The 13757-nt window shown below is 73.6% G+C and carries 17 protein-coding genes; 6 read left to right on the top strand and 11 right to left on the bottom strand.

Features of this window, described 5'->3' with window-relative positions; genetic code table 11:
• Positions 1 to 113: 113 nt before the first annotated feature.
• Genes VIG76_RS01670 through VIG76_RS01660 form a run of 3 tightly spaced genes read right to left on the bottom strand, consistent with a single transcriptional unit; the run spans position 114 to position 1558 of the window.
• A complete protein-coding gene (locus tag VIG76_RS01670; protein WP_331950376.1) occupies positions 114 to 479 on the bottom strand; it encodes a cupin domain-containing protein in 366 nt (121 codons plus the stop codon).
• Positions 480 to 521: 42 nt separating this feature from the next.
• Positions 522 to 1379 carry a sulfurtransferase gene (locus tag VIG76_RS01665; RefSeq protein ID WP_331950374.1) on the bottom strand — a complete coding sequence of 286 codons (858 nt, stop codon included), beginning with the start codon at positions 1377 to 1379 and terminating at the stop codon, positions 522 to 524.
• 20 nt (positions 1380 to 1399) lie between these two features.
• Positions 1400 to 1558: a DUF1059 domain-containing protein gene (locus tag VIG76_RS01660; protein WP_331950372.1), complete on the bottom strand. Its 159-nt coding sequence runs from the start codon at positions 1556 to 1558 to the stop codon at positions 1400 to 1402.
• Positions 1559 to 1627: 69 nt separating this feature from the next.
• Here VIG76_RS01660 and VIG76_RS01655 point away from each other — a divergent pair, with 69 nt between their 5' ends.
• Positions 1628 to 2386 carry an AfsR/SARP family transcriptional regulator gene (locus VIG76_RS01655; protein ID WP_331950370.1) on the top strand — a complete coding sequence of 253 codons (759 nt, stop codon included), beginning with the start codon at positions 1628 to 1630 and terminating at the stop codon, positions 2384 to 2386.
• A gap of 10 nt (positions 2387 to 2396) precedes the next feature.
• Here the strand turns inward: VIG76_RS01655 and VIG76_RS01650 are convergent, their stop codons facing one another.
• Positions 2397 to 3236, bottom strand: coding sequence for an exodeoxyribonuclease III (locus VIG76_RS01650; protein ID WP_331950368.1), 840 nt, complete (start codon positions 3234 to 3236; stop codon positions 2397 to 2399).
• 59 nt (positions 3237 to 3295) lie between these two features.
• Here VIG76_RS01650 and pyrE point away from each other — a divergent pair, with 59 nt between their 5' ends.
• Both pyrE and VIG76_RS01640 read left to right on the top strand, forming a co-directional pair.
• Complete coding sequence (gene pyrE, locus VIG76_RS01645) at positions 3296 to 3847, top strand: orotate phosphoribosyltransferase (protein WP_331950366.1); 552 nt, start codon at positions 3296 to 3298, stop codon at positions 3845 to 3847.
• The gene (locus tag VIG76_RS01640) at positions 3844 to 4800 is read left to right on the top strand and encodes an asparaginase (RefSeq protein WP_331950364.1); all 957 of its coding nucleotides are present in this window, start codon (positions 3844 to 3846) and stop codon (positions 4798 to 4800) included. Before pyrE ends, VIG76_RS01640 begins: the two co-directional genes overlap by 4 nt.
• Before the next feature lie 4 nt (positions 4801 to 4804).
• Here the strand turns inward: VIG76_RS01640 and VIG76_RS01635 are convergent, their stop codons facing one another.
• The gene (locus tag VIG76_RS01635) at positions 4805 to 6055 is read right to left on the bottom strand and encodes an MFS transporter (protein ID WP_331950362.1); all 1251 of its coding nucleotides are present in this window, start codon (positions 6053 to 6055) and stop codon (positions 4805 to 4807) included.
• Positions 6052 to 6852 carry an HAD-IIA family hydrolase gene (locus VIG76_RS01630; RefSeq protein WP_331950360.1) on the bottom strand — a complete coding sequence of 267 codons (801 nt, stop codon included), beginning with the start codon at positions 6850 to 6852 and terminating at the stop codon, positions 6052 to 6054. The genes VIG76_RS01635 and VIG76_RS01630 overlap by 4 nt, the downstream gene beginning before the upstream one ends.
• A 60-nt stretch (positions 6853 to 6912) precedes the next feature.
• On the opposite strand from VIG76_RS01630, the gene cls reads away from it, so the two are divergent.
• The gene (gene cls, locus VIG76_RS01625) at positions 6913 to 8382 is read left to right on the top strand and encodes a cardiolipin synthase (protein ID WP_331950358.1); all 1470 of its coding nucleotides are present in this window, start codon (positions 6913 to 6915) and stop codon (positions 8380 to 8382) included.
• A gap of 117 nt (positions 8383 to 8499) precedes the next feature.
• On the opposite strand, the gene VIG76_RS01620 is transcribed toward cls, so the two are convergent.
• Together VIG76_RS01620 and VIG76_RS01615 are read right to left on the bottom strand one after the other, a co-directional pair.
• Positions 8500 to 9348: a DNA-methyltransferase gene (locus VIG76_RS01620; protein WP_331950356.1), complete on the bottom strand. Its 849-nt coding sequence runs from the start codon at positions 9346 to 9348 to the stop codon at positions 8500 to 8502.
• A 20-nt stretch (positions 9349 to 9368) separates the two neighbouring features.
• Positions 9369 to 10331: a quinone oxidoreductase family protein gene (locus tag VIG76_RS01615; protein ID WP_331950623.1), complete on the bottom strand. Its 963-nt coding sequence runs from the start codon at positions 10329 to 10331 to the stop codon at positions 9369 to 9371.
• 69 nt (positions 10332 to 10400) lie between these two features.
• Here VIG76_RS01615 and VIG76_RS01610 point away from each other — a divergent pair, with 69 nt between their 5' ends.
• Positions 10401 to 11036 carry a TrmH family RNA methyltransferase gene (locus VIG76_RS01610; protein WP_331950354.1) on the top strand — a complete coding sequence of 212 codons (636 nt, stop codon included), beginning with the start codon at positions 10401 to 10403 and terminating at the stop codon, positions 11034 to 11036.
• 67 nt (positions 11037 to 11103) lie between these two features.
• Here the strand turns inward: VIG76_RS01610 and VIG76_RS01605 are convergent, their stop codons facing one another.
• The 3 genes from VIG76_RS01605 to VIG76_RS01595 all read right to left on the bottom strand — a co-directional run bounded on the left by VIG76_RS01605 (position 11104) and on the right by VIG76_RS01595 (position 13318).
• A complete protein-coding gene (locus tag VIG76_RS01605; RefSeq protein WP_331950352.1) occupies positions 11104 to 11379 on the bottom strand; it encodes an SHOCT domain-containing protein in 276 nt (91 codons plus the stop codon).
• A 128-nt stretch (positions 11380 to 11507) separates the two neighbouring features.
• Positions 11508 to 12176, bottom strand: coding sequence for a response regulator transcription factor (locus tag VIG76_RS01600; protein ID WP_331950350.1), 669 nt, complete (start codon positions 12174 to 12176; stop codon positions 11508 to 11510).
• Entirely contained in the window at positions 12173 to 13318 is a 1146-nt protein-coding gene (locus tag VIG76_RS01595; RefSeq protein ID WP_331950348.1) for a sensor histidine kinase, read from the bottom strand. Before VIG76_RS01595 ends, VIG76_RS01600 begins: the two co-directional genes overlap by 4 nt.
• A gap of 115 nt (positions 13319 to 13433) precedes the next feature.
• Here VIG76_RS01595 and clpS point away from each other — a divergent pair, with 115 nt between their 5' ends.
• Entirely contained in the window at positions 13434 to 13718 is a 285-nt protein-coding gene (gene clpS / locus VIG76_RS01590; RefSeq protein ID WP_331950346.1) for an ATP-dependent Clp protease adapter ClpS, read from the top strand.
• The last annotated feature ends 39 nt before the right edge of the window (positions 13719 to 13757 follow it).

Below are 13757 nucleotides of genomic sequence, written 5' to 3'. Positions count from 1 at the left end.
CCGCCGTGATCGCCGAAGGAGCGCTCGATGCCGGTGAAGCGAGGTCGCCGGGGCCTGCGCCGCCCGGCGGCGCTCGGCGGGGGCCGGAGGGCTCGCCGCCGAGCGCCGCGGGATCAGCGTCGCTTCGCGTAGTCGGCGAAGCCCTGCCAGTCGACGAAGACGCACGGCTCGTCGCCGACGATCCACGCGTCGTGGCCCGGGGCCATGACGGCGAAGTCGCCCGGCTCGAACTCCATCCGCTCTCCGTCGTCCATCTCGACGACCATGCGACCGCTGACGAAGTAGCCGAGGTGCGCGGCCTGGCAGCTCGCGGTGCCGGCGATCGGCTTGACGTGCGTGGACCAGCGCCAGCCGGGCCGGAACGTCGCGCGGCCGACCACGCCCGCGTCGAGGTTCACCACCTCGAGGTGGCCGCTGCCGTCCTCGAACGGCCGGTCCTCCTCGGGCGTGTTCAGGCTCTTCCTGATGAGTTGGGACATGGTGCTACCTCCGAGAGGGGTCGAGGGGATCGCTCGGGCCGGTCAGGCCCGGGCGACGGGTGCACCGGGCGTTCGACCCCATTCCGCCCAGGAGCCGTCGTAGACGGCGACGTTGGATCGGCCGAGCAGGTGCGTCAGCGCGAACCAGGCCGTGCTCGCTCGGCCACCGATCGTGCAGTAGGTGATGATCGGGAGGTCGCCGGCGAGGTCGACGTCGGCGAAGACCTCGCGGAGGGCCGCGGTGTCGCGATAGCGCCCCCGGTCGTCCTTGAGCCCGTCGATCACGACGTGCCGTGCAGTGGGCACGTGTCCCGCCCGACCCCCGGGCTCCGATCCGCCCGACGGCCAGAACGCATCGCCGCGGAACTCGGCGTCGCTCCGGACATCGAGGATCGTGACGTCCAGGTCGTCGATCGACCGGAGGACGCGCTCGCGGCTCGCCCGGATGCGGTCGTCCGCGGCGCCGAGCACGGTGTCGACGGGGGTCGGCGCCGTCGTGCTGGGCACGAGGGCGCCGCCGGCCGCGAGCCACTCGTCGCGGGAGCCGTCGAGGATCCGCACGTGGTGATGGCCGTACCGGCGAAGCAGCCAGAACCCGAGCGCGGCCGCGTACCCGAAGCAGACGACGGTCGTGCCGGGCGTGATCCCCGACCGCCGGAGCAGCCGCGCGAACCCGCCGGCATCCACCGTGGCGTAGTCGCCGTCCTTCAGATCGGTGTAGGCGTTCCAGAGGACCGCGCCGTCGATGTGCCCGGCGTCGTAGGCGGCGGCGCTGACGTCGATCTCCACGACGCGGAGGCCGGGATCGCGGAGGTGGGCTCTGAGGCTGCCCGGGTCGACCAGCACCTCCTCCCGGTCCGGCTCCGCCGGCGTGACCGGCCGTTGACGGGTGATGGTCATCGTGCACCTCCAGGGATCGGCTACTCCACCTGGATCCAGCCGAGCAGGTCCTCGCGCGCGACCGCCTCCAGGAGGGCGGGATGGTCGGTGCGCATGTGCGCTCGGATCGCCGTGATGACGTCGTCGTCGCTGTCCCCGCGAGCCACGTAGCCGCACTCGCATCGGATCGTCCTGGCCATCTCGTCCTCCATTCGGTGTACGCGGACACCCTTGTCCCGTTGTGGCCCCGGCGTGGTCACAATGTTGCTGTGACGTTGCCGTCCCGAGGGCCGGAGCGGGTCCAGCTGTGCGGCCCGCTCGTCATCGAGCGCGGCGGGGCTCGGGCCGAGTCCGGCGTACGCGGACGTCAGGCGCGGATGCTCTTCGGGTACCTGACCCTCAACCGGCATCGCAGCTGCAGCCGTGGGGAGCTCGCGCACGCGATCTGGGGTGGGACCGCTCCGGATGCCGCCGGCCCGGACCTCAACGCCCTCGTCTCGAAGCTGCGCCGGGCGCTCGGCCCCGAGACGATCGAGGGCCGGTCGAGCATCCGGCTGGTGCTCGGGCCCGACGCCTTCGTCGACGTCGAGGTGGCGGAGAAGGCGGCCCACAAGGCGGAGTCCCGGGTGGTGCTGCAGGACTGGACGCACGCGTGGGGTGCGTCGCTGTCGGCCCTGTTCATCACCGAGCGTGTCCTGCTCCCGGACGACGAGGCCGACTGGATCGAGGAGCGGCGCGCGTGGCTCGGCGAGATCCACCTGCGTGCGCTGGAGGCGTATGCGGCGGCCGCGCTCGGAACGGGCGGGACGGAGCTGAACGCGGCGGTCCGCGCCGCGCGCCGGCTCATCCGCCTGGCCCCCCTGAGGGAGAACGGCTACCAGATCCTCATGCACACCCTCGCGGCGCAGGGCAACGTCGGGGAGGCCCTCCTCGTCCACGCGGAGCTCTCGCGGCTGCTGCGCGAGGAGCTCGGCGTGCCCCCGAGCGCCGCGACCCAGGCGGTGCACCAGGAGCTGCTGCGGGGCTGAGGGCCCGGCGTCAGAAGATCATCGGGCGGTCGTCGTCGAGCGGCGAGTCCGCGTCGAGGTCCACGACGACCGGCACGTGGTCGCTCGGGGCGTCACCCTTCCGCTCGTTCCGCTCGATCGACGCCCCTGTCACCAGGTCGGCGAACGCGCGGGAGGCGAGGACGAAGTCGATCCGCATCCCCTCGTTCCGCGGGAAGCGCAGCTGCTTGTAGTCCCAGTAGGTGTAGCCGGTGGGCACGAGCGGCCGCACGACGTCCCTGAGGCCCGCCGACTCGAACGCGACGAACGCGTCGCGCTCCGGCTGGGACACGTGGGTCGATCCCTCGAAGACGGCCATGTCCCACACGTCCGCGTCGAGCGGCGCCACGTTCCAGTCGCCCATCAGGGCGATCGGCTCGTCCGGGTTCGCCGCGAGGCGCTCGGCGGTCGCGAGTCGCAGGCGATCGAGCCACGTCAGCTTGTAGGGGTAGTGCGGGTCCGCGAGGTCGCGCCCGTTCGGCACGTAGAGGCTCCAGACGCGGATGCCGTCGCCGACGGTCGCCGCGAGGGCACGGGCCTCGAGGGGGAGGGTGCCGTCGGGGAGCGGCTTGCCGAACCCGGGCATGCCGGGGAAGTCGGGCTGCACATCCGTGAGGCCGACGCGGCTCGCGATCGCGACGCCGTTCCACTGGCTGTGGCCGTGCGTGACCACCTCGTAGCCCGCCGCCTCGAACGCCTCGTGCGGGAACTGGTCGTCCCGGCACTTGGTCTCCTGCATCGCGAGCACGTCGACGTCCGCGCGCTGCAGCCAGTCCGTGACGCGCCCGACTCGGGCCCGGATCGAGTTGACGTTCCAGGTGGCGATCCGCACCCGTCCACGGTAGCGGGGGCGCCCGACGCCGGACCGAGGACGCCTCCTAGGCTGGAGCCGTGCCCGGCGCCCGCGAAGAACTCATCGCCCACATCACCGAGAAGGCCGTGTTCCACGGCGACTTCATCCTCACCTCCGGCAAGCAGGCCTCGTTCTACGTGGATCTTCGCCGCGTGAGCCTCGACCACCGCGTCGCACCGCTGATCGGCCAGGTGATGCTCGACCTCATCGCGGGCGTTCCCGGCGTCTCGGCCGTCGGCGGGCTCACGATGGGGGCCGACCCGATCGCGGCCGCGATCCTGCACCAGGGGGCCGCCCGCGGCGTGCCGCTCGACGCCTTCGTCGTGCGCAAGGAACCGAAGGACCACGGCCGCGGCAGGCAGGTCGAGGGCCCCGACGTGGCCGGCCGGCGCGTGATCGTGGTGGAGGACACCTCCACCACCGGCGGCTCCCCCCTCAAGGCGATCGCCGCGCTCGAGAAGGTCGGCGCCGAGATCGCCGCGGTCGCCGTCGTGGTCGACCGCGCGACCGGTGCGCGCGAGGTCATCGAGGCGGCCGGCTACCCGTACCTCGCGGCGCTCGACCTCGCCGACCTCGGTCTCGAGGCGTGAACGGGCCGCTCGATGCGGCCGGATCCGCCCCGCTGGCGGTCGTCGAGCGCAGCGGGTTCCCGGAGTCGGTGCATCTCGGCGCGGCGGTCGTGCTCGCGCCCGACGGCGCCGAGCGCCGGCGGATCGGGGATCCGGACCGCCTGATCTACCCGCGCAGCGCGCTGAAGCCGTTCCAGACCGTCGCCGCGCTGCGCGCCGGCGCCCGGTTCACCCCCGAGCAGCTCGTGATCGTGACCTCGAGCCACGGAGGCACGCCCCAGCACCTCGAGGTCGTGCGCGAGGTGCTGCAGGCCGCTGGGCTCGGCGAGGAGGCGCTCCGCACGCCGGAGAGCTGGCCGTCCGCCACCGAGGCGGCGCGGGAGCGGGTGCGGGCGGGGCTCGGGCCTGCGCGGATCACGATGAACTGCTCCGGCAACCACGCGGGGATGCTCGCCGGCAGCGTCGCCGCGGGCTGGCCGACCGACGGCTACCTGGACCCGGCGCATCCGATCCACGCGCTCGCCGCCGAGGTGCTCGCCGAGTACGGCGGCGCGACGCCGGCGCATCAGGGCGTCGACGGCTGCGGCGGCCCCGTCTGGGCGGTGTCGGTGGGGGCGCTCGCCGAGGGCCACCGGCGGCTCGTCGCCGACCAGCCGGAGCTCGCGGCGGCCATCCGGGCCTATCCGGACCTCATCGAGGGGCCCGGCACCCCCACCTCCCGGGCGATCGCCGCCGTCGGCGTGGTCGCGAAGTCGGGGGCCGAGGGCGTCTTCGCCGCAGTCGCGCCCGACGGCACCACCGCCGCGGTGAAGGTGCTCGACGGCTCCGGAAGGGCGCCCGCCGCGGTGGCCGTCGCCCTGCTCGCGGACGCCGGTGCCGTCGACCGGGTCGCGGCCGACGCCTACCTCGACGACCTCCCGCTGGCCGTGCTCGGCGGCGGGGAGCCCGTCGGGCGCATCCGCGTGCTGAGCTGATCCGCTACGCCGGATCCGGATCCGTCACGCCGCGGGGGAGCGCACGCACGGCCGGCACCGCGAGCACGCCGAGCGCGGTGCAGACCCCGACCGCCGACATGAGGACCATCGCGGGCTGCAGCCCGAGCGCTGCGGTGAGGGCGCCGCCGAGCAGGGTGCCGAGCGGGATGAACCCGGTGCTCGTCAGGTAGTCGTAGCTCGAGACGCGGGCCAGCTGCGCGGCGGGGATGTGCTCCTGGAGGCTCGTCTCCCAGAGGGTGAAGCAGCCCGTCACGCAGATCCCGGCGACGAGCTCGAGGCCGGCGATCGGCCAGACGCCCATGCCGCTGCCGATGATCGCGGCCTGGCAGGAGGCGCCCACCAGGGCGAGGGCGCCGATGCGGAGGGCGAAGCGCGGCCGCCACGCGAGCAGGATCAGGTCGCCGAGCACGGAGCCGATCCCGTAGCCGGCCGTGATGATCGCCCAGCCCGGGGCGCCCCCGTAGTCGCGCGCGGCGAGCGCCGGCCCGAGCGCGAAGATCGACGGCAGCACGAGCACCGAGTACCCGGTCCAGCCGGCGAGGAACGCGAGCACCCAGCGGCGGCTCACCACCTCGCGCCAGCCGCGCGCGAGGCTCGGCAGGAACCGCTCGGTCATCGGTGTGGCCGTCTCCAGCGCCGCGTCGAGCACCGCCGGGCGCAGTCGCAGGAGGCACGCCACCGAGACCACGAACGTGGCCGCGTCGAACGCGAAACCCCCGCCGGGGCCGAGCAGCGCGACCAGCACGCCGCCGATCGCCGGCCCGAGCACGGAGCCGAGCGAGAAGGTGAGGCCGCGCAGCGCGTTCGCGGGCTGCAGGTTGCGCGGCGAGACGATCGCGGGGACGAGGGCGGTGATGGCGGGGGAGAAGAACGCGTCAGCGGCGCCGTAGAGCGCGGCGAGGGCCGCGAGCAGCGGCACGGTCGCCGTGCCGGTGAAGAGCGTCGCTGCGGCCGTCGCCTGGGTGACCATGCGGACGGCGTCGGAGGCGATGACGATCCGCTTGCGGTCGAAGCGGTCCGCCCACACGCCCGCGGGCAGCGCCAGCACGACGAACGGCAGGAACTGCGCGACCGACACCGCGACCACCCCCGTGACGGTGCCGCCGACCGCGAGCACGGCGAACGGCAGCACGAGCATGCTCACCCGGTCGCCGAAGATCGACAGCAGCTGGCCGGCGAAGAGCAGGCGGTACTGCGGCTCGTCCCGCAGGACGGCCGGCACCAGCCGGGTCACGACCGGGCGGCGTCGGCCTCCGGCTCGAGGAGCGCCGCGACCGACTCGATCACCTCGTCGGGGCGGAACGGGTACCGCTCGATCTCCGCCCGGTCGCTGATCCCGGTGAGCACGAGGAACGTGTGCAGGCCCGCCTCGATGCCGGCGACGATGTCGGTGTCCATCCGGTCGCCGATCATGGCGGTGTTCTCGCTGTGGGCGCCGATCCGGTTCATCGCCGACCGGAACATCATCGGGTTCGGCTTGCCGACCACGTAGGGCTCGCGGCCCGTCGCCCGGGTGATGAGCGCCGCGACGGCACCCGTCGCGGGCAGCGGCCCCTCGGGGCTCGGGCCCGTCGCATCCGGGTTCGTGACGATGAACCTGGCGCCCTTGTCGATCAGGCGGATGGCCTTCGTGATCGCCTCGAACGAGTAGGTGCGGGTCTCGCCGATCACCACGTAGTCGGGGTCCGTCTCCGTCATGATGAAGCCGGCCTCGTGCAGCGCGGTCGTGATGCCGGCCTCGCCGATGACGAAGGCGCTGCCGCCCGGGATCTGCGACTGCAGGAAGTCCGCGGTCGCGAGCGCCGAGGTCCAGAGCGACTCCTCCGGCACCTTCAGCCCGGATGCGCGGAGCCGCGCGGCCAGGTCGCGGGGCGTGTAGATCGAGTTGTTCGTGAGCACGAGGAACCGCTGGCCGCGGTCCGTCCACTGCTGGATCAGCTCGGCAGCGCCGGGGACCGCCTGGTTCTCGTGGACGAGCACCCCGTCCATGTCGGTGAGCCAGCAGTCGATGTCGTCGCGCGACCGCGCCATCGGTCCTCCCATCCTCGATCGCTCTCAGGCTAGGGGAGGCGGATGCGCTAGGGATGACGCGTGCTCCTGCTCCAGCTCGTGGAGCAGCACTGGTCGACGATCGTGCTGGTGCTGCTCGAAGTCGCGCTCCTCGTCACGGCGCTGCTCGCGGCGCCGCGGAACCGGCAGCCGTCCGCCGCGCTCGCCTGGATCCTCGTCATCGTCGCCGTGCCGGTCCTCGGGCTGCTGCTGTTCCTGCTGATCGGCAACCCGAAGCTGCCGGAGCAGCGCCGGGAGCGGCAGCGGACGATGAACGACCGCATCGAGCAGGACTCGGACACGGTCGAGCACGTGGTCGCGGGCCCCGACGTGCCCACGTGGCTGCCCGCGATCGTGCGCCTGAACCGGGAGGTCGGGGCCTTCCCGCTCGTCGACGGCAACCGGGCGCGCGTGCTGGCCCATCGATCCGAGCAGCTCGAGGCGCTCGTCGCGATGCTCGACTCGGCGGAGCGGTACGCGAACGTCGAGTTCTACACGTTCGCCCTCGACGACGCCACGCGTCCCGTCTTCGCGGCGCTCGAGCGGGCGAAGCGGCGCGGGGTCGCGGTTCGGGTGCTGGTCGACCACCTCGGGTCGAAGAAGTACCCGGGTTTCAAGCCCGCCTGCCGGGAGCTCGATCGGATCGGGATCCCCTGGCGCCTCATGCTGCCGGTGCAGCCGCTGCGGGGGCGGTACCAGCGGCCCGACCTCCGCAACCACCGCAAGCTGGTCGTGGTCGACGAGCGGGTCGCGATGCTCGGCTCCGCGAACCTGATCGATGCGAGCTACGAGCGCGGCCGGCACAAGAAGCCGCTGACCTGGCGGGACCTGCTCGTCGAGGTGCGCGGGCCGGTCGTGCAGCAGGTGGACGCCCTCTTCGCGACGGACTGGTTCAGCGAGTCCGGCGAGGTGCTCGCGACCTCCGCCGTCGGCGGCGTCGCGGACGACGAGGACCCCGAGACGGTGCTCTGCCAGATCGCGCCGTCGGGGCCGGCCTTCGAGGCGGAGAACAACCTCGCGCTGTTCAACTCGCTGATCTACGCCGCCGAGCGCCGGGTCGGCATCACGACGCCGTACTTCGTGCCGGATCCGTCGCTCTTCGGCGCGATCCTCACCGCCGCGCGCCGCGGGGTCGAGGTGGAGCTCTTCGTCGGCGCGATCGCCGACCAGGCCCTCGTGCTGCACGCGCAGCACTCGTACTACGAGGCGATGCTCGACGCCGGCGTGATCATCCAGCGGTACGCGGCGCCGACGGTGCTGCACGCGAAGCACATGACGGTGGACGACACGGTGACCGTGGTGGGGTCGTCGAACATGGACATCCGCTCGTTCCAGCTCGACTTCGAGCTGACGATGCTCGTCTCCAACCGCTCCTTCACTGAGCGGATCCTGGCGGTCGAGGACGAGTACCGGGCGCAGTCGCGGCGCCTGACGCTAGAGGAGTGGGGCGGCCGGGCGGCGGTCCACCGCATCGCCGACGACCTCGCGCGGCTCACCTCGTCGCTGCAGTAGTCCCCTGCGCAGACCACTGCGCGGACCACTGCGCAAACGACGGACTTCTAAGCCGAAACGGCGGCGGATCCGCATGGACTGGACTCGCGGATGCGGTTTCTCCGTCGATTGCGCAGCTCACGCCTGGGATACGAGGGCGTGCGGGAGGCGGGCGCGCATCGTCGCGATCGCGTCCGGGCTCTCGTCGAGAAGGAAGAAGCGCCGGTTGAGGGCGAGCGCGGCAGCGCCCGTCGTCCCGCTGCCCGCGAACGGGTCGAGCACCCAGTCGCCCGGCCGGCTCGACGCGGCGACGATCCGCCGCAGGATCCCGACCGGCTTCTGCGTCGGGTAGCCGGTCTTCTCCGCCCCCGTCGGCGACACGATCGTGTGCCACCAGACGTCCGTGGGCAGCTTGCCGCGGGCGTTGCGCTCGGCGGTCTGCAGGCCGGGCGCCATGTAGGGCTCGCGATCGACCGCCGCCGCGTCGAAGTGGTACCGCTCCGGATCCTTCACGTACACGAGCACGGTGTCGTGCTTCGGGGGCCAGCGGCGGCTCGTGCGGGCGCCGTAGTCGTACGCCCAGATGAGCTCGTTCAGGAAGCACTCGCGGCCGAAGAGCCCGTCGAGCAGCACCTTCGCGTAGTGCGCCTCCCGGTAGTCGAGGTGCAGGTAGAGCGTCCCGGTCGGATCGAGGAGGCGGTGCACCTGCTCGAGCCGCGGCTCGAGGAAGGCCCAGTAGTCCGTGAACCGGTCGTCGAAGGCGGCCGCGAGGCGGCGGATGCGGTCGTAGCGGGTGCCGCCGAAGCCCGCGGTGCCCGTCTCCGCGCGGGTCGAGACCACCTCGTGCCGCTCCTGGCGGCGCCCGGTGTTGAACGGCGGATCGAGGTACGCCAGCTGGAACGCGGCGTCGGGCAGGGCGGCGAGCACGGGGAGGTTGTCGCCCTCGACGATCCGGTCCGGCCCGTTCGGGGTCCAGACCGCAGGCATCCCGGCAGGGTATCGGCGCCTCAGCCGGCCAGCAGCACCTTGCCCGTCGTGCCGCGGCCCTCGAGCGCGCGATGCGCCTCCGCGGCGTCGGCGAGCGGGAAGGTCGCCCCGATCCGCACGTCGAGGGTGCCGGCCGCGACGGCGTCGAGCAGCTCGCGGTAGCGCCAGGCGCGCTCGTCCGGGGTCCGCAGGAAGTCGCCCATGGTCGGCCGGGTGAGCACGAGGGATCCGCCGGACATGAGGCGCCGCGGGTCGATGGGTGGCACCGGGCCGGACGCGGCGCCGAAGAGGGCGAGCAGGCCGCGCGGCCGGAGCGCGCCGAGGGAGCCCTCCCAGGTGGTCGCCCCGACGCCGTCGAACACGACGTCGAGACCGAGGCCGCCGTTCAGCTCCCGCACCCGCTCGCTGAAGCCGTCGTAGTCGAGCACCGCGTCCGCGCCGGCGCCCGCGGCGAGGTCCCGCTTCTCGGGGCTGCCGACCGTCGTGAACACCGTGGCGCCGCGCGCCTTCGCGAGCTGGATGAGCAGCAGTCCCACGCCGCCCGCGCCCGCGTGGACGAGCAGGCTCGTGCCGGCCTCCACCGGGTAGACGGAGGTGAGCAGGTAGTGCGCGGTGAGGCCCTGCAGCGCGAGCGCGGCGGCGGTCTCGTCGCTCACCCCCTCGGGAACGGCAGCGGCGGCATCCGCCCGCACGGTCGCGAAGCGCGCGTAGGCCTGCCGGCCCTCCGCCGTGACCACCCGGTCGCCCACGGCGAAGCCGTCGACGCCGGCGCCCACCGCCGCGACGCGGCCCGCGAACTCGGTGCCCGGCACGTGCGGGAACGGCACGTCGTAGGTGCCGTTGCGGCGGTAGACGTCGACGAAGTTCACGCCCGTCGCCGCGACCTCGACGAGCAGCTCGCCCTCGCCCGGCTGCGGCACGTCGAGCTCGACCGCCTCGAGCACCTCGGGGCCGCCCGCCCGCACCGCCTGAACCGCCTGCATCCGCGTCGTCACGAGGAACGAGTCTGCCCCCGTCCGGCCGAGCGGCCGCCGGACGGCATACTCGGCCACGTGCAGGCGGAGGACGAGACGGAGCGCGAGCTGCCGGGCGTCGGACCGTGGCCGGGGGAGCGGCCGGTCGACGACCGCTACGACCCCGAGCTGCTCGAGCACGGCGACCGCCGCAACGTCGTCGACCGCTACCGATACTGGCGGATGGCGGCGATCGTCGCCGACCTCGACCTGCGGCGGCATCCGTTCGCCGTCGCGATCGAGAACTGGCAGCACGACATGAACATCGGGTCGATCGTGCGCACGGCGAACGCGTTCGCGGCCGACGCCGTGCACATCGTGGGTCGACGGCGGTGGAACCGTCGGGGCGCGATGGTGACCGACCGGTACCAGCACGTCGTGCACCATCCGGAGGTCGCGCACTTCGTCGCGGTGATGCGGGAGGAGGGCCGGCCGATCGTCGCCGTCGACAACGTCGAGGGCGCGGTGCCGGTGGAGTCGTTCGCGATGCCGGAGCGGTGCGTGCTGCTGTTCGGTCAGGAGGGTCCCGGCCTCAGTGAGGAGGCACGGGCGGCGGCGGACGCGCTCGTCGAGATCCCGCAGTTCGGCTCGACCCGATCGATCAACGCCGGCGCGGCCGCCGCGATCGTGATGCACGAGTGGATCCGCCGCTGGGCCCTCCCGCCCCAGCCGTGAGTTGCCACTTCTGGCCCTCGAGGCGCCCGCTCGAGGGCCAGAAGTGGCGACTCACCGGGTAGCGGGGTCAGCGCAGCGGCTCGCGGTTGGCGCGCAGCACCTCGAGGCGGGCGCGGTACTCGACCTCGTCGATGTCGCCGTTGGCGTAGCGCTCGCCGAGCGTCGTCTCGGCGCTCCGGCCCTGCCAGCCGCCTGCGGCCATCCACCGGCGACGCCGGCGCCCGAACACGGCGAAGAGCACGACGAACACGAGGATCCAGAAGAGGGGGATGAGGAAGAAGAACGGGAAGAACACGAACCCCGGCCCGTGGACGAAGGCGGCGGTTGCGGTGGTGGCGAGCATGATCACTCCAGGTGAGGGCATCCGATGCGGCCCGATCGGACCGTGACACCGACGATCCGCCGAACCGCTCGCGATCGCGTCGGCCGGGCGGATGCACCTCGCCTGCTCCGCCCGGCGTACGCGGAGGGTTACGCCTCGCGCCAGCCCGGCCGCACGAGGCCCGTCTCGTAGGCCACGACCACGAGCTGCACCCGGTCGCGGGCGCCGAGCTTCGTGAGCATCCGCGACACGTGCGTCTTCGCGGTGAGCGGCGAGAGGAACAGCCGGGCCGCGATCTCGTCGTTCGTCAGCCTCTCCGCGACGAGTGCGAGCACCTCGCGCTCGCGGTCGGTGAGCACGGCGAGCCGCTCGGCGTCCTCGGGCGGCCGCAGGCCGGCGGCCACCCGGGCGAGGAGCCGCCGGGTCGGGCCGGGGCTCAGCAGCGCGTCGCCGGCCGCGGCCACCCGCACGGCCCGCAGCAGGTCGGCGGGCTCGGTGTCCTTGACGAGGAACCCGCTCGCCCCCGACCGCACGGCCTCCGCCACGTACTCGTCGAGCTCGAACGTGGTGACCACCACCACGCGGCAGCCCTCGAGCTCGGGGTCGCCGACGATCTCGCGGGTCGCCCAGAGGCCGTCGCCGTCCGGCATCCGGATGTCGACGAGCAGCACGTCGGGCCGGGTCGCCCGCACGAGCTCGACGGCGCCGCGGCCGGTCGCGGCCTGCCCGACGACCTCCAGGTCGGGCTCGGAGGCGAGCAGCGCGGAGAAGCCGGCGCGGATGAGGGCCTGGTCGTCGGCGACGGCGACCCGGATCACGCCGGCACCTCCGCGGGGATGCGGGCCTCCACGACCGTCCATCCGTCCCCCCTCGCGACCGTCAGGCCGCCGCCGAGCAGCGTCGCCCGCTCGCTCATCCCGGTGATGCCGTTGCCCGGCTCGAACCCGCCCGCGCCGGGGCCGGCATCGCGGACCCGGGCCACCGCGTCGCCGTCCTGCCAGGCGAGCCGCACCTCGACCGCGGAGCCGGGGGCGTGCCGGCGGGCGTTCGTCAGCGCCTCCTGCACGATCCGGTACAGCGCGAGCTGCACGGGCAGGGACGGCCGGGGGAGCAGGTCGTCCCACAGGTCGATCCGTCCGCCGGACCGCCGGATGTCGGCGACGAGGCCGGCGACCGCGTCGAGGTCGGGCCCCGGCCGGACGGGCGCGTGCTCGTCGCCGCGGAGCAGGCCGAGGACGCTCCGCACCTCGTCCAGGGCGTCCTTGCTCGTGGTGCGGATGGTCTCGAGCGCCTCGGTCGCCGCCTCGGGGCGGGTCTGCGCGAGGTGCAGGCCGACGCCGGCCTGCACGGTGATCGACGACAGCGAATGCGCGAGCACGTCGTGCAGCTCGCGGGCGATCCGCACCCGCTCCTGCTCCGCGGCGAAGCGCCGGCGGTCGGCCGCGGCGGCCGCCGCCTCGCGCATCCGGAGGAACCGCGCCCGCGCGAACTCCCCGGCCCCGACCGCCGCGAGCAGCAGGATCACCTCGCCGAGCGCGCGCACCGCGGTCAGCGGGTCGTGGGTGAGCAGGAACTGGGCGATCGGCAGCGCGATCGCGCCGGCCGCGGATGCGATCGCCCACGTCCGTGCGCCGCGGACCGTGGCCGCGACGATCGCGAGCAGGAACGGCAGCAGCGCGACCGGGGGGATCGGCATGAGCAGGAGCGCCGTGACCGAGGAGACGCCGACGATCACGACGGCGGGGCCCGGGTGACGTCGCAGCAGCACGAGCGCGAGGCCGCCGGCCACCACGCAGGCGGCGTAGGCCAGGGCGACGGCCGGGCTGCGCTGCACCGTGGCCGCCGCCACGATCAGCTCGATGACGAGCACCACCGCGACGGGCACGGTGAGCCGTCGGCGCGCCCGGTGCGCCCAGGGCGGCCCCCAGGGGGGCACCTGGTCCGCGGGGCGGTCGTCCACCGTCGCACCGTACTGCCCGGCCGCGCTCCGGCGCGTCGTCCCGGGGGAGCAGCGGGCCCTGCTCCCTGCGGAGTAGGCGACCGCCGGTGTCGCCGATCGGTGTCAGGCTTGCCCGGTGACCGATGTGCTCGAGGACGTCCGGCTGGACGAGCAGCTGCGCCTCGGCAAGCCCTGGGCCTTGATCGTCTGGGATGACCCCGTGAACCTCATGACCTACGTCAGCTGGGTCTTCCGCAGCTACTTCGGCTTCTCGAAGGAGAAGGCCGAGCGGCTCATGATGCAGGTGCACACCGAGGGGCGCGCGGCCGTCGCATCCGGCAACCGCGAGGAGATGGAGCGGCACGTCGAGGCGATGCACGGCTACGGCCTGCAGGCGACCCTCGAGCAGGTGGAGCAGTGAAGGTGCTCGGCGAGTTCACGCGCCGCCACGGCGGCATCG

Source organism: Amnibacterium sp. (genome assembly GCF_036559085.1).
GTDB lineage: Bacteria > Actinomycetota > Actinomycetes > Actinomycetales > Microbacteriaceae > Amnibacterium.
The sequence above is the reverse complement of the archived record's forward strand: the minus strand, read 5'-3'. Positions and strand labels throughout refer to the sequence as shown.